The organism is Acidiferrobacter sp. (assembly GCF_054609335.1).
In genome coordinates, this window is sequence record NZ_JBTRWP010000005.1 from 1 (window position 1) to 15,610 (window position 15,610).

General features: G+C 63.8%; 17 protein-coding genes. 10 read left to right on the forward strand and 7 right to left on the reverse strand.

Translation table 11 applies throughout. The annotated features are described in order from the left end of the window. Positions 1–158 precede the first annotated feature (158 nt). Positions 159–623, forward strand: coding sequence for an RloB family protein (locus tag ACYCTF_RS02010; protein ID WP_461282576.1), 465 nt, complete (start codon positions 159–161; stop codon positions 621–623). 64 nt (positions 624–687) lie between these two features. On the opposite strand, the gene metF is transcribed toward ACYCTF_RS02010, so the two are convergent. The 3 genes from metF to metK are packed head-to-tail and all read right to left on the reverse strand — an operon-like array spanning position 688 to position 4,043. Further along, positions 688–1,533: a methylenetetrahydrofolate reductase [NAD(P)H] gene (gene metF, locus ACYCTF_RS02015; protein WP_461282575.1), complete on the reverse strand. Its 846-nt coding sequence runs from the start codon at positions 1,531–1,533 to the stop codon at positions 688–690. A gap of 2 nt (positions 1,534–1,535) precedes the next feature. Continuing rightward, positions 1,536–2,849: an adenosylhomocysteinase gene (ahcY, locus tag ACYCTF_RS02020; RefSeq protein WP_461282574.1), complete on the reverse strand. Its 1,314-nt coding sequence runs from the start codon at positions 2,847–2,849 to the stop codon at positions 1,536–1,538. A 9-nt stretch (positions 2,850–2,858) separates the two neighbouring features. Then, the gene (metK, locus tag ACYCTF_RS02025) at positions 2,859–4,043 is read right to left on the reverse strand and encodes a methionine adenosyltransferase (protein WP_461282573.1); all 1,185 of its coding nucleotides are present in this window, start codon (positions 4,041–4,043) and stop codon (positions 2,859–2,861) included. A 232-nt stretch (positions 4,044–4,275) separates the two neighbouring features. Here metK and ACYCTF_RS02030 point away from each other — a divergent pair, with 232 nt between their 5' ends. The 6 genes from ACYCTF_RS02030 to ACYCTF_RS02055 all read left to right on the forward strand — a co-directional run bounded on the left by ACYCTF_RS02030 (position 4,276) and on the right by ACYCTF_RS02055 (position 8,303). Next, positions 4,276–4,959 carry a tRNA 2-thiocytidine biosynthesis TtcA family protein gene (locus ACYCTF_RS02030; RefSeq protein WP_461282572.1) on the forward strand — a complete coding sequence of 228 codons (684 nt, stop codon included), beginning with the start codon at positions 4,276–4,278 and terminating at the stop codon, positions 4,957–4,959. A 34-nt stretch (positions 4,960–4,993) separates the two neighbouring features. Continuing rightward, positions 4,994–5,932 (forward strand): LpxL/LpxP family acyltransferase, encoded by a 939-nt coding sequence (locus ACYCTF_RS02035; RefSeq protein ID WP_461282571.1) that lies wholly within the window; start codon positions 4,994–4,996, stop codon positions 5,930–5,932. Continuing rightward, positions 5,925–6,815: a lysophospholipid acyltransferase family protein gene (locus ACYCTF_RS02040; protein WP_461282570.1), complete on the forward strand. Its 891-nt coding sequence runs from the start codon at positions 5,925–5,927 to the stop codon at positions 6,813–6,815. The genes ACYCTF_RS02035 and ACYCTF_RS02040 overlap by 8 nt, the downstream gene beginning before the upstream one ends. Then, positions 6,808–7,704 carry a lysophospholipid acyltransferase family protein gene (locus ACYCTF_RS02045; protein WP_461282569.1) on the forward strand — a complete coding sequence of 299 codons (897 nt, stop codon included), beginning with the start codon at positions 6,808–6,810 and terminating at the stop codon, positions 7,702–7,704. Before ACYCTF_RS02040 ends, ACYCTF_RS02045 begins: the two co-directional genes overlap by 8 nt. 70 nt (positions 7,705–7,774) lie before the next feature. Further along, positions 7,775–8,020, forward strand: a complete 246-nt coding sequence (locus ACYCTF_RS02050; RefSeq protein ID WP_461282568.1) for a type II toxin-antitoxin system ParD family antitoxin — start codon at positions 7,775–7,777, stop codon at positions 8,018–8,020. Then, positions 8,013–8,303, forward strand: coding sequence for a type II toxin-antitoxin system RelE/ParE family toxin (locus ACYCTF_RS02055; protein ID WP_461282567.1), 291 nt, complete (start codon positions 8,013–8,015; stop codon positions 8,301–8,303). The genes ACYCTF_RS02050 and ACYCTF_RS02055 overlap by 8 nt, the downstream gene beginning before the upstream one ends. A gap of 157 nt (positions 8,304–8,460) precedes the next feature. On the opposite strand, the gene ACYCTF_RS02060 is transcribed toward ACYCTF_RS02055, so the two are convergent. From ACYCTF_RS02060 to def, 4 genes are read right to left on the reverse strand one after another with little or no spacing between them, the layout of a single operon-like run. Then, positions 8,461–8,802: a tetratricopeptide repeat protein gene (locus ACYCTF_RS02060; RefSeq protein ID WP_461282566.1), complete on the reverse strand. Its 342-nt coding sequence runs from the start codon at positions 8,800–8,802 to the stop codon at positions 8,461–8,463. Further along, positions 8,799–10,082, reverse strand: a complete 1,284-nt coding sequence (gene rsmB, locus ACYCTF_RS02065; protein ID WP_461284507.1) for a 16S rRNA (cytosine(967)-C(5))-methyltransferase RsmB — start codon at positions 10,080–10,082, stop codon at positions 8,799–8,801. Before rsmB ends, ACYCTF_RS02060 begins: the two co-directional genes overlap by 4 nt. Continuing rightward, positions 10,075–10,998 (reverse strand): methionyl-tRNA formyltransferase, encoded by a 924-nt coding sequence (fmt, locus tag ACYCTF_RS02070; RefSeq protein WP_461284508.1) that lies wholly within the window; start codon positions 10,996–10,998, stop codon positions 10,075–10,077. The genes rsmB and fmt overlap by 8 nt, the downstream gene beginning before the upstream one ends. 7 nt (positions 10,999–11,005) lie before the next feature. Continuing rightward, entirely contained in the window at positions 11,006–11,509 is a 504-nt protein-coding gene (gene def, locus ACYCTF_RS02075) for a peptide deformylase (protein ID WP_461282563.1), read from the reverse strand. An 83-nt stretch (positions 11,510–11,592) separates the two neighbouring features. On the opposite strand from def, the gene ACYCTF_RS02080 reads away from it, so the two are divergent. The 3 genes from ACYCTF_RS02080 to topA all read left to right on the forward strand — a co-directional run bounded on the left by ACYCTF_RS02080 (position 11,593) and on the right by topA (position 15,585). Then, positions 11,593–12,630, forward strand: coding sequence for a LysM peptidoglycan-binding domain-containing protein (locus tag ACYCTF_RS02080; protein WP_461282562.1), 1,038 nt, complete (start codon positions 11,593–11,595; stop codon positions 12,628–12,630). Between the two features lie 92 nt (positions 12,631–12,722). Then, a complete protein-coding gene (locus tag ACYCTF_RS02085) occupies positions 12,723–13,205 on the forward strand; it encodes a DUF494 family protein (protein WP_461282561.1) in 483 nt (160 codons plus the stop codon). An 85-nt stretch (positions 13,206–13,290) separates the two neighbouring features. Next, complete coding sequence (gene topA, locus ACYCTF_RS02090; protein WP_461282560.1) at positions 13,291–15,585, forward strand: type I DNA topoisomerase; 2,295 nt, start codon at positions 13,291–13,293, stop codon at positions 15,583–15,585. Positions 15,586–15,610 lie beyond the last annotated feature (25 nt).

Here is a 15,610-nt window from a genome sequence, read left to right on the forward strand (position 1 = left end):
TCGGTGTTGTCTTTCCGAAGCACGGAATCAAGCGCCGCAGGATGTGTGTGCGGGCTCTCTGGAGCATGCCCATGAACCGTGTCATTCAGTAAGAAGCTCACCCGCTTGAGCGGGTTGAGAGTGTCACTAACGAATCATCCTTCGTCCATGTCCATTGTTTGAGGCGCGGGAATCACAGCGCGCCTCGTGCCGTCCTGAGTCGAATGAAGGCTTATTTGAAGAGCCAGAGCCTGAGGGCTTCTGATCAGGCGTGGCTTGTCGTGGACAAAGACCAATGGACCGAAGACCAGCTCACCGAACCCCATGCCTGGTCCAAAGGTTCCGATAATTTCGGTTTCGCGCTCAGTAACCCAAGTTTCGAGTATTGGCTCCTCCTTCATTTCGAGGATGGCGAAGGCCTCGCATCGGCGCGCGAGTGTTCCGATCGCCTTCGCCGCCACTGCCCGCGGTTTGACAAGGGAGTAGTGGACTTGGCCTTAACCGTCTCCGACGCCCGTATTCGTGCGGCGATACGACGGGCGAAGCGTCGCGATACGCCACCATGCGGCGATTGGCCGCGGGCCTTGGGCGGAACGACTGTCTATCGGCTGGTCGATCAAATGGTTTCGCCCGGGGCGCCGTAAGCGTACGCGTGTATGCCTGGTGGGGCGATGTAAGCCTTGCGCGTCTTGCGTCCGCTCCTAAGGCCTACAATCCGAGCCGCTCCCAGATGATGCTCGAGGCGGCCGCTTTGTTGAGGGTGTAGAAGTGGAGCCCCGGGGCTCCCGCGGCCAGGAGTTCGGCGCACAGGGATGTGGTTACGTCGAGACCGAAGGAGCGGATCGATTCGGCGTCGTCTCCGAAATCTTCCAGCCGCCGCCGGATCCAGCGCGGCACTTCGGCCCCGCAGGCCTCGGAGAAGCGCAGCAGCTGGCGGTGGTTCGTGATCGGCATGATGCCAGGCACGATCGGAATCGTGAGCCCCCGCGCCTCGCAGGCGTCGACGAACCAATAGTAGGCGTCGGCGTTGTAGAAATACTGGGTGATCGCTGAATTCGCGCCCGCCCCCACCTTTTCCTGGAAGTGCTTGATGTCATCCTCGGCGCTCACGGCCTGGGGGTGCACCTCGGGGTAGGCGGCCACTTCTATGTGGAAGTGGTCTCCGGTCTCCGCGCGTATAAAGCGCACAAGTTCGGAGGCGTAGCGGAAATCGCCGGGATCGACCATGCCCGAGGGCAGATCGCCGCGTAGCGCCACGATGTGGCGGACGCCCAGCGCCTTGTAGGTACCCAATATCTCGCGAACGCCCTCGCGGGTCGCGCCGATGCACGAGAGGTGGGGTGCCGCCGCTTTGCCCCGCTCCGCGATCTCCCGGACGGTTTCCAGCGTCCGTTCCCGCGTACTCCCCCCGGCCCCGAAGGTTACCGAGAAGAATCGCGGGTCGAGTGGCGCGAGTTGCTCCAGGGCGGCGTGGAAGGCCGCGCGCGCCTCCTCGCTCTTCGGTGGAAAGAACTCGAAGCTGAAGACCCGCGCGTAATGCCGTTGCGACTCCACCTTTAGTAACGGTACCGGGTCGGCTTAAAAGGACCCTCGGCCGGCACATTGATATACGTGGCCTGCTCGGGCGTAAGCCGCGTCAGGTGCGCACCGATCTTATTCAAATGCAGGCGCGCGACCTTCTCGTCTAGGTGCTTGGGCAAGGTATAGACCTGCACCTTGTAATCCTGTGACCGGCCCCAAAGCTCGATCTGTGCCATGACCTGGTTTGTGAACGAGGCCGACATGACGAAGCTCGAATGACCGGTTGCGCAGCCCAGGTTCACGAGCCGTCCCTCGGCCAGGATGATGACCTTCTTGCCGTCCGGAAACACTACATGGTCCACCTGGGGCTTGATATTCTCCCAGGGCAGGGTCCGCAAGGCGGCGATGTCGATCTCGGAATCGAAGTGCCCGATATTGCAGACGATCGCCTCATGCTTCATGGCCCGTACATGCTCAAGGCCTATGACGCGGACGTTGCCGGTCGCGGTCACAAAGATATCAGCGAGCGGCGCGGCCTCGTCCAGGGTCACTACCCGGTAGCCCTCCATGGCCGCCTGCAAGGCGCAGATCGGGTCGATCTCCGTGACCCATACGGTCGCGCCCATGCCGCGGAAGGCTTGTGCGCAGCCCTTGCCCACATCGCCATAGCCCGCCACGAGGCAAATCTTGCCGGCGATCATGACGTCGGTGGCGCGTTTGATCCCGTCGATCAGGGACTCACGGCATCCGTAGAGGTTGTCGAACTTGGACTTGGTGACCGAGTCGTTCACGTTGAACGCCGGGCAGAGCAACTTGCCCTTGGCCTCGAGTTCGTAGAGCCTATGCACCCCGGTGGTGGTCTCTTCGGACAGCCCGCGCACGTCCTTCATGAGGTTCGGATAGCGCTCGTGCATGACTGCGGTCAGGTCGCCGCCGTCGTCGAGCAGCATGTTCGGGTGCCAACCGTCGGGCCCGTTGATGGTTTGCTCGATGCACCACCAGTACTCCTCGTCGCTCTCGCCCTTCCAGGCGAAGACCGGTATGCCCGCGGCGGCCATGGCAGCGGCCGCGTGGTCTTGGGTCGAGAAGATATTGCACGACGACCAGCGCAGCTCCGCGCCCAACTCGACGAGCGTCTCCATCAGGACCGCGGTTTGGATCGTCATATGGAGGCTGCCGGCGATTCGTGCACCCTTCAGGGGGGCTTTCCCTTTATATTCCTCGCGCAGGGCCATGAGGCCCGGCATCTCGGTCTCCGCGATCGCGATCTCAGCGCGGCCGTAGGCCGCCTGCCCAATGTCGGCTACCTTATAGTCATTTGTCTCTTGTGCGTGTACAGCCGATTTCATGTCTCTCTCCTACCGCAGGGACTGGATCTTCTTGCCTTCGACGGCCGCGCGCAGGGCCTCGGCCTTGTCGGTGCGCTCCCACAGGAACTCACTCTCGGTGCGACCGAAATGGCCGTAGGCGGCGGTCTTTGCGTAAATCGGACGCAACAGGTCCAGGGTTTGGATGATGGCCTTGGGCCGCAGGTCGAAGTGTTCGGCGACCAGTTCGGCGATGCGGCTGTCGCTCACCACCCCGGTCCCGAAGGTTTCGACCCGGATCGAGACCGGTTGCGCCACCCCGATCGCGTACGCGACCTGGATCTCGCAACGCGCGGCCAAGCCCGCGGCCACGATGTTCTTGGCGACATAACGCCCGGCGTAGGCCGCTGAGCGGTCGACCTTGGAGGGGTCTTTCCCGGAAAACGCCCCGCCCCCATGGCGCGCCATGCCGCCGTAGGTGTCAACGATGATCTTGCGACCCGTGAGCCCGCAGTCTCCGACCGGGCCACCTACCACGAAGCGGCCTGTCGGGTTGATGAAGAAGCGCGTCTCTTTCTTGAGCCAGCCCTCGGGCAGCGAGGGCTTGATGATCTCCTCCATGACCGCTTCCTTCAGGTCCTCGTAGCGCACCTCAGGGTCATGTTGCGTGGAGACGACGATGGTGTCGATCGCGGCCGGGATGTCGTTCTCGTAGCGTATCGTCACCTGGCTCTTGGCGTCCGGCCGCAGCCAGGGCAGGCGTCCAGAGCGGCGCACGGCGGCCTGTCGCTGCATGAGTGTATGCGCGAAGGTGATGGGCATGGGCATCAACGTCTCGGTCTCGTTCGTGGCGTAGCCGAACATGAGGCCTTGGTCGCCCGCGCCCTGCTCCAGGTCCAGCCCCTCACCTTCATTGACCCCTTGCGCGATGTCTGGTGACTGCTTGTCCATGGCAACTACCACGGCACAGGCATCGCCATCGAAGCCCATGCGTGCCTCATAGCCGATGCGCCGTATGGTCGAGCGCGCGATCTCGGTGAAGTCGACGATCGCCTTGGTGGTGATTTCCCCCGACAACACCACGAGCCCCGTGTTCACGAGCGTCTCGCACGCGACACGCCCATGGGGGTCCTGGGTCAGTACGGCGTCAAGCACCCCGTCCGAGATCTGGTCCGCGATTTTGTCGGGGTGACCTTCGGACACCGACTCAGACGTAAAGAGATAGGTTTTCGACATGATGGCTCCCGGGTTCTTGGGTGAGGTCCTTAAAGAAGAAGTGAAAATACGCCGAAATCGGGCGAGGGCTAGTCTGCTAGAAACCAATACCATAACATAGCTTTCTCGTGAAAAGACAGATGGCGGCTGCGTTTTTGGCAAGGCGCCGTCTAAAGGCTAACATAGCCGGATGTCGCCCATTCCCCCAAGGCCATTGTTGAGATTGACAGGCCAGGCCATTTTTGATTACGCCATGATTCGCGAGGGAGATCGCGTGCTTCTGGGCGTGTCCGGGGGCAAGGATAGCCTGAGCCTTCTGCAGGTGCTGCGCCATTTGCAGAAAAAGGCCCCGGTCGCCTTCGACCTCGGGGTGGCGACCGTGGATCCGGGCATAGAAGGCTTCGACCCCGCGCCGCTCAGCCCCTATATGCAGACCCTCGGTGTCCCGTATTTCTATGAACGGCAGGCCATTGCCGAACGTGCCCGGACGACGCTCGGCAACGATTCGTTCTGCAGCTACTGTTCGCGCATGCGGCGCGGAACTTTGTATCGCGTCGCCCGCGACCACGGCTACAATGTCCTGGCGCTGGCCCAGCACCTCGATGATATCGCCGAATCCTTCCTGATGAGCGCCTTTTATGCCGGGACCTTGCGTACCATGCGCGCCCATTATCAAATCGACGCCGGGGATCTGCGCGTCATCCGCCCCTTTGTCTATGTCCGCGAACGCCAGTTGCGGGACTTCGCGCGCACAGCCGCGCTTCCTGTGATCGCCGACAACTGCCCGGCGTGTTTCCGAAAGCCCGCCGAGCGCGCCGCTATGAAGGCCATGCTGGCCGCCGAGGAGTCGCGCCACAAGGTGCTATTTCGTAATCTCCTGAAGGCCGTGCGCCCCCTCCTCGGTACCGCCGAATCCCCTGATGGCGCCCCGCGGTGACCGACGCGGCGCGGCTCTGGCACAATGCGCCCCCATGACTGCGGCCTTTGATCTCACCGGCGCCCATCGCGCGCCTTTTCGCTGGCACTTGCTTGCGCCCCGCCACTGGCCGTCCTGGGCGGCCGTCGCCCTGTTGCGGGGCAGTCTTTATCTGCCCCTCGCGATGCGCGCGCGGATCGCGAGGATCCTGGGTCACCTCTATTATCGCGGGAACGCGAAGCGGCGGCGCATCGCCGCGATCAATATCGCACTTTGTTTCCCCGACTGGAGCGTCGAACGCCAGGCGCGAGCGGTGCGGGAGCATTTCCGGTTGGCGGCGCTCGCGCTCTTTCACATAGCGGTCCTATGGTGGGGCGACGAGCGGATGATCGATTGCTGTCTGCGTGTGACAGGACTTGAGCATTACGAGACGGCGCGCGCCGCCGGCCGCCGCGTCATCGTCCTTCATTGTCATTGCGTGGGTCTTGAGGCGAGCCTCGCCTTGTCCCGCTACTTCCCTTACGTGGGATTCGTGAAGCCCATGAAGGACCCCGTCCTGGACTTCGTCATGACGCGCGGGCGCGAGCGCTTCGGTGGCCGCGTGTTCGCGCGCGAGGCTGGGATACGCGCCCTGGTGCGCGCCGTGAAGGCCGGCTACGGCGCCTCCTACGTGCCGGATGAGGATCTCGGGCCTAAGGAATCGGTGTACGCCCCCTTTTTTGGGGTCCAGGCCGCGACCTTGCCGACCCTCGGACGCCTCGCGCGCATGACCGATGCAGTGGTCATCCCATGCTTTACGCGGCTTCTGGCACGCGGTGGCTGCGAGCTGTGGCTGGAGCCCCCGATCGCCAGCTTCCCGACGGGCAGCGAGCCGGGGGACGCCGCCGCCATGAATGCCACCATAGAACAAGCCGTTTTGAAGATGCCGGAGCAGTACATGTGGACCATGAAGCGCTTCAAGACCCGCGATGACGGCGTCTCCCCTTATGACTGAACGACTCGGGTGGGGTGAGCGAATGGTGGGCGGGCTCTTGCGAGGGCTTGCGGCTCTGCCTTGGCCGCTGCTCCTGATGACAGGGACGGGCCTCGGGGCCTTGGCCTACGCGCTGGCTGTACGTCCGCGCCATATCGCGCGCGTCAATGTCGGCCTCTGTTTTCCCGAACTCTCGGGGGCCGCGCGCGAGCGCTTAGTGCGCCGCCATTTTCTGGCCATAGGACAAAACGCATTCGCGACCCTGCGTCTTTGGTGGGCCTCGGAGGACGAACTGCGCCGGCGCGTGCGCATCATTGCGCGGGAACCCTATGATGAGGCGCTCGCGCGCGGCCGTAACGTCATCCTGCTCGCCCCGCATTTCCTGGCCCTGGAGGCCGGCGGCCTGCGGATCTCGAGTCTCGGCCCGTGCATCAGCATGTATCGCGCCCCCGCTAGCATTCTCGAGCACGCCTTGCTGGCGCGGCGCACGCAGTATGGAGCGACGCTCTGGCGTCACGACGCGCCGCTACGCTCGCTTATCCGCAGCATCCGCGAACACAAGCCCTTCTATTATCTGCCCGACCTGGATCCGGGCGACGCCGAGGCGGTCCCCGCGCCCTTTTTCGGGATACCGACCCCGACGCTCACGGCGCTTGCGCGCATCGCTCATCTCACCGACGCCGTGGTGCTGCCCTGCTATACCCGTAAGCTGCCGGGGGCGGGGGGGTATGAGGTCGAGATCGGTCCACCGCTCGCGCCCTTCCCGACGGACGATGCGCTCGCCGACGCGACCCGCATGAACGCCGCTATCGAGCAGGGGATTCGTCGGATGCCTGAGCAATATCTCTGGACTTACAAGCGTTTCAAGCGCGTGCATCGGGATGGGAGGTCTCTTTATGACTGAGCGTGCGGGGAGTCTCCGGCAGGCTGCCTCGCGCGTGGCCTTGGGGGTTTTTTGGTGTCTGAGTCATCTCCCCCTGCCGGTGCTGGCCTTCTTGGGGCGCATCCTCGGGGGGATCGGCTATGGCGTGCTTGGCTCGCGTCGGCGGGTCGTGGCTACGAACCTGCGTTTATGTTTCCCCGAGCAGAGTGAGGCCTGGCGCAGGCGCTTGGCGCGCACCCACTTCGCCTCCCTGGGTCAAGGATTTTTCGATGTCATGATCGCCTGGTGGGCGAGCCCCGCGCGTCTCTCGCGCCTGATCTCGTTTCGGGGACGCGAACATTATGATCGGGCCTTGGCGCGCGGGAATGTGATCTTGCTCGCCCCCCACTTCGCGGGCTTCGAGGTGGCCTGTCTCCTGTCGACCGAACGGCCCATGGTCAACGTCTATCGCCGTCTCCCCAACCCTGTCTTCGAGGCCGCCTTCCGCCGCAGCGTCGGACGTTTCGGGGCGACTATGATCACCCAGCAAGAGGGGGTGCGGCCGGTCTTGAAGGCCTTGAAAGAGGGGCGTGTCCTGTTTTATCTCCCGGATCAGGACTTTGGCGAGCGCTCCAGTGTCTTTGCGCCGTTTTTCGGGGTGCCGACCATCACCCTTCATGCCGTGGGGAGGCTCGCCCGCGCGGTCTCGGCGCAGGTCGTTCCGTGTTATGTATGGCAGAAGCCGCGCGGCCGGGGCTACGAGATCGTGTTCGGCGCGCCGCTTGCCAATTTTCCGAGCGGTGACGTCTTGACCGATGCCACGGCGACCAATCGCGCCATCGAAGAAGGGGTGCGCGAGCGTCCGGAGCAATATTTCTGGGTCCACAAGCGCTTCAAGACGCGCCCCCCGGGGCTGCCCCCGGTCTATTAGGACGAATGGGCGGCAAGATTGACAAAGATTGTCATGACGTGCCATCGTTCAGGCGAGAGGTACCCTAACTATGGCAACCATGAATGTGTCCCTGCCCAACACCATGAAGGGCTGGATAGAAGATCAGGTAAGAACCGGCCATTACAGCAACGTGAGCGATTATGTCCGCGATCTTATCCGTCGCGATCAGGAATATCAGGGTCAGCGGGAAGCCTTGATGCAGGCCCTCATCGTAGGAGAGAAGAGCGGCGTGTCGAGTCGTTCACTTGGGGAGATTTGGCAGGACGTGAAGGGCCGTCGCGGTCCGGATGGTTAAGCTCTCCGAGGCTGCGGCCCGGGACATCGAAGATATTTTGGAGCGATCCATTGAGGAGTTCGGTGTTCGCCAAGCGGAGACATATTACATTGCCCTCAGCCGGTGCCTAGAATTACTGGCCGCGAACCCCGAAATGGGGAGTGCCGCCGAGGATATCCGCCCTGGTTACCGGCGCTTTCCTCACGAGCGTCATGTGATCTTTTACACGGTCGGCTCTGACGGCCTTCTGGTTGTGCGCATCCTCCATCAGCGGATGGACATGGCCAAAAATTTCGCACGGTGAATCGTCAACTACCCCGTCCTCACCATCGCCAACGCCACCCAAAAGCGGGCCTACGAACTGGTCAAAACTTACCAGATGTAGACAGCAGCCGGAACTGCGTTTTCAGGCTAGTGGCTTGACACATAAGGCGAAACCCCTTGGTGGTCGGAGGATCAGGCTAGGGGGACGATTTGTCGAGCCGTTTCAGGAAGACCTCCATCTCGCGCGCCGCCTGCACATGCCCGTCGGCGCGGGCGGCGTCTATCCCGCTCCGGTAGGCGTGGCGGGCATCATCGAGGCGCCCGCAGGTGGCGAGCGCCTTGCCGAGGAGCTTCCAGGCGGCGGCGTGTTTCGCATCGAAGGCGACCGCCGCTTCGAGGTGCGTGATCGCCTTATCGTATTCCCCGCGGCGCGCGTATTCGCCGCCCAGCCCGAAGCGCAAAAGCAGGTTGTCCTGCCCGCGCGCCAGCATTTTTTCCAGAGCTTCTGTATCCGTGGCCGGTCTCCTCGCAACGTTCACGCGCGCCGCACGAGGCGCGCATAGTAGAACCCGTCCATCCCGGACTCGCCGGGAAGAAACTGCCAACCTGTGCGGGCGCGCCGACCGGCCCCGAAGCTCCAGGGGTCCTCGCGCGCGTCAGGCGTGCGTTCAAGAAACGCCAGTATCTGCTCCTCGTTTTCCTCGGGCAGCACCGAGCAAGTCGCATAGACCATGGTGCCCCCAGGAGCCAGATTTTGCCAGAGCCGGTCGAGTAGCCGCGCTTGCGCAAGGCGCAGCGGTGTAAGGTCGCTTGCCCGCCTATGCAATTTGATATCCGGGTGGCGCCGGATCACGCCGGTCGCCGAGCACGGCGCATCGATCAGGATGCGCTGGAAGCGGTCGGCGAGGGGGTCTGTGGTGAGGTCTTGGGTCAGTACTCGGACCCGTGCGTCGCACCCGAGGCGCTCCACGGTCTGCCGCAGGCGCGCGACCCGCGCCGGATCGTAGTCAACGGCGGTCACGTGGGCCTGCGGCGCGCTTTGTGCGATATGTCCGGTTTTGCCGCCTGGTGCGGCGCAGGCATCGAGCACGGCGTCGCCCGCGCAGGCGGCGAGCAGGGGCGCTGCCAGCTGCGCGGCCGCATCTTGGACCGTTACCAGTCCTTCCTTGAATCCGGGCAGCTCCAGCACCTGGGCGCCGTGGGAGAGTATGACCGCCGTCTCTACCAGCGGGTGGGCGTGGGCGGACACGCCGCCCAAGGCAAGTCGCTGCAGGTACTCGGTTCGCGTGACTCGTTCCGTATCGACGCGCAGCGTGAGCGGCGCGCGCTCGTCGTTGGCCGCCAAGATCGCACGCCACGTGTCAGGCCAGGCGGCCTTCAGTCGCGCCACCAGCCACTCCGGGTGGTTGGGGTCGTCCCGGGTGCTGGCGTCGTTTTTGGCGGCAGCGGCGCGTAACACCGCGTTCACGACCCCCTTGGCCCAGGGTTTGCCCAGCACCTCCGTTGTGGCGACCGCCTCGGATACCGCCACCGGGATCGGTGTTGCCATGAAGCGGGCCTGATAGAGCCCGACGAGGATCAGTGCCTGGAGGTCCTGGTCGGCCTTGCGAAACGGCCGCTTGAGGAGGGGTGCCGCGAGCGCGAGGAGGCGCGGCGTGTGGCGGATGGTTCCTATCGCCAGTTCTTCCACGAGCGGATGGCGGCCGTGCCGCACGCGATCCTCATCGAGTGCCGCATCCAAGGCCCGCCCGCCGAGCACGGCGGCGACCGCCCGCGTGGCCCGCGCTCGCAGGTTCAGGGCGTGGCGGGCTTCAGCCAATCCGGTCCCCAGGGCGCAGGGGGTGCGCCTGAAGAAAGCTCGCCGCCACTTGTGCGCGTCCGCTCGCCGCCTGCAGACTCGTTACACAAAGCGCCCCGCGACCGGTGCCGATCAAGAGGTCCGGCTTGACCTGGAGCACCACGCCCGGGGCGGGCTCTCCCTCGATCTCCACGGCGCGCGCCGCGCAGATCTTGGTCGCGACGTCGCCGATTACGGTGCGCGCCTCGGGCCAGGGCGTGAGGGCCCGGATCTGCCGATCCAAGGCGAGCGCTTCTCGTTGCCAGTCGATAACCCCTTCCTCTTTGCGCAGCTTGCGCGCATAGGTCGCGCCCGTGGTCGGCTGTGCGACCTCCGGCACAGAGGCGCCGCGGTGCAGGGCGTTGAGTACCGGGAGCAATGTCTCGGGCCCAAGCCGCGCCAGCCGATCGGCCAAGGTCAAGGCGGTGTCCGTGGGTCCTATGTCGGTGGTGGCGTGGGCCAGCATGGGGCCCGTGTCCAGTCCTGCGTCCAGGCGCATGATCGTGACGCCGGTTTGTGCGTCGCCCGCCTCGATCGCCCGGGCAATGGGTGCCGCCCCACGCCAGCGTGGGAGCAGTGAGGCGTGAATGTTCAGGCAGCCGAATCGCGGGATGGTCAAGAGGCTGGCCGGCAGGATGAGCCCATAGGCCACCACCACGACCACGTCGGGGTGATACTCCTGCACGATTTGCTCGGCAACGGCCCCGTTTTCGGGCGTGTGGACCGGGATCGCGAATTCGTCTGCGAGGGTCTTGACCGGGGTTGGGGTCAGCTTGCGTCCACGGCCGGCCGGCCGATCGGGCTGTGTGAGGACCGCGACGACGGGGTAGCCTGCCGCTTGCAAGGCCTCCAGGGTCGGACAGGCGAAGGCCGGTGCGCCGGCGAAGACGATCCTCACAACCGGCTCACATCGCCAGCCGCTGCTGCTTTTCGAGTTTCTTGCGGATGCGCTGTTGTTTCAGACGCGAGAGGTAGTCGACGAAGACCTTGCCGTCCAAATGGTCGATTTCGTGCTGAATGCATACCGCGAGCAGATCCTCCGCGACGAGCTCGAAGGGTGTCCCATGCTGATCCAGCGCGCGCACCGTGACCCTCTGGGCTCGTTCGACCTCCTCGAATACGCCCGGTACGGACAGGCAGCCCTCTTCGACGCCGAAGACCCCGGATCGCTCACTGATGACGGGGTTCACGAAGACCTTGAGGTCCTTATGGTCGGCGCTCGCGTCGATGACGATGACGCGTTTGGCCACGTCGATCTGGGTCGCCGCCAAGCCTATGCCCGGGGCTTTGTACATGGTCTCGGCCATGTCTCGCACCAGATCCTGGATTTCTTTGTCCACGCGCGCGACTGGCAGCGCCTTTTTGCGCAGCCGAGGGTCCGGATAACGAAGGATTTCGCGCAGTGCCATGAAGCCGCATTATACCGGAATTCCGTGTCCGTCGCTCTTCCGGCGGGTGGACGACCAACGAATCACCCACTACACTCCACCCCATGCGTCGAGTTCGCTTAGGTCTTCTACTGGTGGCGGCCCTGTCGCCCGCAGCGTGGGCGGGTCGCCTAGTCGTCCCCCACGTCCCACAAAGCTATGTGGTCCGTAAGGGCGATACGCTCTGGGGCATCGCGAATCATTTCTTTCGCGACCCGTGGCGTTGGCCCGGGATCTGGAATCGGAACATCCAGATTCGCAACCCCGACCTCATCTATCCCGGCGACGTCATCGCGCTTCGCTATGCCCACGGCAAGCCCTACTTGGTGGATGAGGGGCCGGTCCAGGCCGTGGGCGGGCGCTCCGGCAATACGGTCGTGCTGAAGCCCGCGATGGGCTCGCACGCCTTGGTCGGGGCTATCCCCACCCTGAGTCCGAATGTCATAGGACCCTTCCTGCAGCGACCGCTCGCGCTGTCGCGCCGCGCCTTTGGGCGCCTGGGCTACGTGGCGGGGGCGGTCCATCGGCACACCTTTCTGGGTCCCGTGGGCCGTTTTTATGCCCGCGATCTCGGTGCCCATCCGGCCAAGATTTACGAGATCTACCGACGCGGCCCGGCGTTGCGCGACCAGGACGGAGATTTCCTGGCCTATGAGACGAAATACATCGGGCGCGCCAAGCTTGTGCGGCGCGGCCATCTGCCGGAGCTCGAGGTCCTGTCGTCGATCCGCGAGGTGCAAGCGGGCGACCGCCTGATTCCGTGGCAACCGCAGCCGCCCATCCCCTATTATTATCCGCGCGCCCCTAAGAAGCAGATCCATGGGGCCGTGGTGGCGGCGACCCACGACAACCTGAATCTTGGCACTTACGCCGCGCTCGCCATCAATGTGGGCAAAAATGCCGGCATCCGTCGCGGCTATGTGCTGCGTATCTATAGTCGCCCGCGTCGCTTCTACGACCCTGTCGCGCACGAGACGGAGCGCGGCCGCAGACAACCGCTGGGGCTGCTCATGATCTTCCGGACGTTCGCGCACGTGAGCTATGGTGTCATCATGCAGGCGCGCCGCGAGATCCACGTGGGTGATACGGTCGCGACGCCGTAAGATTGACCTTGACCGCGGTTTGCTCCATGCTCTTAGCTAAAGGCGCCACGCGCCGTACCTCAGGAGCGGACCGTAGAGTGCAAGATCCTGAAATGAAAGAAAACGTCCTCGACGTCCTGATGTATTTGTTCGAAAACTACATGGACGAGGGACCCGACTTCCAGCCCGACCAGGAGTCCCTGGTCGATGAGCTGGCGCAAGCCGGCTTTCCTAAGGCCGAGATCGTCAAGGCCTTTGCGTGGCTCGAGGGGCTCGCGGCCTTGAGGAACAACCAGGCGGTATTGCCCACCAGCGCGTCCTTGAAGTCCCTGCGTGTGTACTCGGAGGACGAGCACAAGAAAATGGATACGTCGGCGCGCGGTTTCCTCCTGTTCCTGGAGCAGGGCGGGGTACTGGACGCCGCGGCGCGAGAGCTTGTCATTGACCGTGTCATGGCGCTTGAGACAGATGAGATGGATCTGGAGCAGCTAAAATGGATCATTCTCATGGTGCTCTTCAATCAGCCGGGTCAGGAGCAGGCCTACGCTTGGATGGAGGACCTCGTGTTCAACGAAACCCAAGGCGCTCTCAATTAGCGGTTCCTCCCCCAGGAAATCGCCGGGTGGCGTTTGCATCCTCCAAGGCCCATAGTGCGCCCAACTCGTTTGTTACATAAGACACATGGCTAAGAATCTCATTATCGTCGAATCGCCTGCGAAGGCCAAGACGATGAGCAAATACCTGGGTAAGGGATTCACCGCGCTTGCCTCCTACGGGCATGTGCGCGACCTCGTCCCGAAGAAGGGCGCGGTCGATACCGAGCACGACTTCGGTATGAAGTACGAGGTCATCGAGAAGAATCGCAAGCACGTCGATCTCATCATCAAGGCGATGAAGGGCGCTGACGCCTTGTACCTCGCTACCGATCCGGATCGCGAAGGCGAGGCCATCTCCTGGCACCTCTACGAGATCCTGAAAGACGAGGGCCTCATCGCCGACAAGCCCGTGTATCGCGTCGTCTTTCACGAGATCACGAAGCGCGCCATCCAGAAGGCGGTGGCCGAGCCTCGCGCGCTCTCGGAGAATCTGGTCAACGCGCAGCAGGCGCGTCGCGCCCTCGATTATCTCGTCGGGTTCAATCTGTCGCCCTTGCTTTGGAAGAAGGTCCGCCGGGGTTTGTCGGCAGGCCGCGTGCAGAGTCCGGCGTTACGCCTGATCGTGGAGCGCGAGGAAGAGATCGAGCGCTTCGTTGAGCGTGAGTATTGGACTATAGAGTCGGAGATGGAGGCCGAGGGCCAGGCCTTTCGCGCCAAGCTCACGACCCTTTCTGGGGCCCGGCTCGACCAGTTCGCGGTGCCCGACGGCGCGCGCGCCACGGAGATCGAGGGGCGACTCAAGGCGGGGGCGGCGGACGGCCGTTACCGGGTGCTTGCGGTCGAACGCAAACAGCGCAAGCGCAACCCGGCGCCGCCGTTCACCACGTCTACCCTCCAGCAGGAGGCGTCGCGCAAGCTCCACTTCACCGCCCAACGGACCATGCGCACCGCGCAGCAGCTTTACGAGGGCATCACCATCGAAGGCGAGACCGTGGGTCTCATCACGTATATGCGTACGGACTCCTTCACCCTGGCGCAGGACGCATTGACTGAGATTCGCGCGACGATTCAGGAGCGCTACGGGGCAGACAACGTGCCGCCGGCCCCCCATGTCTACAAGACGCGCTCCAAGAATGCACAAGAGGCCCATGAGGCCATACGGCCGACCTCGGTCGCGCGCTTGCCCGAGGGTTTGCGGACCCTTCTGACTGCCGACCAGATGAAGCTCTATGACCTCATCTGGCGGCGCACCATGGCCTGCCAGATGATCCCAGCGGTGCTCGACACCATGGCGGTCGATCTCGAGGCCGGTCCCGGCGACGTCTCCCGGGCGACGGGCTCGGTGGTGCTCGTGCCGGGTTTCATGGCTGTGTACCAAGAGGACCTGGACGACAAGAAGGGGGAGGACGACGAGGCCGATCGCTTGCTCCCGGACATGCGCGAGAACGATCGCATTGCGTTGAAGGAGATCCACAAGGAGCAGCATTTCACCGAGCCGCCGCCGCGCTACTCGGAGGCGAGTCTCGTGAAGACGCTGGAGGCGTTCGGGATCGGGCGCCCCTCGACCTACGCGACCATCATCTCGACCCTGCAGCAGCGCGAATATGTCGTCTTGGACAAGCGCCGCTTCCAGCCCACCGATGTTGGGCGGGTCGTCAACAAATTCCTCGCCCAGCACTTCGAGCGCTACGTCGATTACGATTTCACGGCGCGTCTCGAGGATGATCTCGACGCAGTGTCGCGTGGCGAAAAGGAATGGATACCCTTGTTGCGGGATTTCTGGGCCGAATTCCATCGCCAAGTCAGCGACAAGGAGGATGCCGAGCGGCCCGGCGTGGAGGTCTTGGCGGAGGCCTGCCCGCAGTGCCAGAAGCCGCTGTCCAAGCGACTCGGGCGCAATGGCTACTTCATTGGCTGCACCGGCTATCCGGAGTGCGATTACACGCGCAATCTGGGTGAGGAGGCCGAGGCGCCGGCGGCCGAGATCATTCCTGATCGCAGCTGTCCCCTGTGCGCGAGCCCGCTTGTCATAAAGCGCGGCCGTTACGGTCGTTTCGTGGGCTGCAGTAACTATCCGACCTGCCGGCATATGGAGCCCTTGGAGAGGCCGACCGACACCGGGGTGGTGTGTCCGGAGTGCCGAGAGGGAAAACTTCTCAAGCGCAAGTCCCGGTATGGGAAGCTCTTTTACTCCTGCTCGCGTTATCCGGACTGTAAATATGCTGTGTGGAATCCGCCGCTCGCCGAGCCGTGCCCGCAATGCGGCCACCCCATTCTTACGGTGAAGACCACCAAGCGTCGGGGTACGGAGAAGGTCTGTCCGCAAAAAGAATGCGGCTATGCCATCCCCTGCCCCGAGTGCGCGGAAGGCAACTCCTAGGTGCCCGAGGCCCGCGCGTCCGGGA

Coding starts and splice junctions, on each gene's coding strand:
- ahcY (WP_461282574.1), bottom strand. CDS start 2,849: ATGAAATCGGCTGTACACGCACAAGAGACAAATGACTATAAGGTAGCC.
- metK (WP_461282573.1), bottom strand. CDS start 4,043: ATGTCGAAAACCTATCTCTTTACGTCTGAGTCGGTGTCCGAAGGTCAC.
- ACYCTF_RS02030 (WP_461282572.1), top strand. CDS start 4,276: ATGATTCGCGAGGGAGATCGCGTGCTTCTGGGCGTGTCCGGGGGCAAG.
- ACYCTF_RS02035 (WP_461282571.1), top strand. CDS start 4,994: ATGACTGCGGCCTTTGATCTCACCGGCGCCCATCGCGCGCCTTTTCGC.
- ACYCTF_RS02040 (WP_461282570.1), top strand. CDS start 5,925: ATGACTGAACGACTCGGGTGGGGTGAGCGAATGGTGGGCGGGCTCTTG.
- ACYCTF_RS02045 (WP_461282569.1), top strand. CDS start 6,808: ATGACTGAGCGTGCGGGGAGTCTCCGGCAGGCTGCCTCGCGCGTGGCC.
- ACYCTF_RS02050 (WP_461282568.1), top strand. CDS start 7,775: ATGGCAACCATGAATGTGTCCCTGCCCAACACCATGAAGGGCTGGATA.
- ACYCTF_RS02055 (WP_461282567.1), top strand. CDS start 8,013: ATGGTTAAGCTCTCCGAGGCTGCGGCCCGGGACATCGAAGATATTTTG.
- def (WP_461282563.1), bottom strand. CDS start 11,509: ATGGCACTGCGCGAAATCCTTCGTTATCCGGACCCTCGGCTGCGCAAA.
- ACYCTF_RS02080 (WP_461282562.1), top strand. CDS start 11,593: ATGCGTCGAGTTCGCTTAGGTCTTCTACTGGTGGCGGCCCTGTCGCCC.
- ACYCTF_RS02085 (WP_461282561.1), top strand. CDS start 12,723: ATGAAAGAAAACGTCCTCGACGTCCTGATGTATTTGTTCGAAAACTAC.
- topA (WP_461282560.1), top strand. CDS start 13,291: ATGGCTAAGAATCTCATTATCGTCGAATCGCCTGCGAAGGCCAAGACG.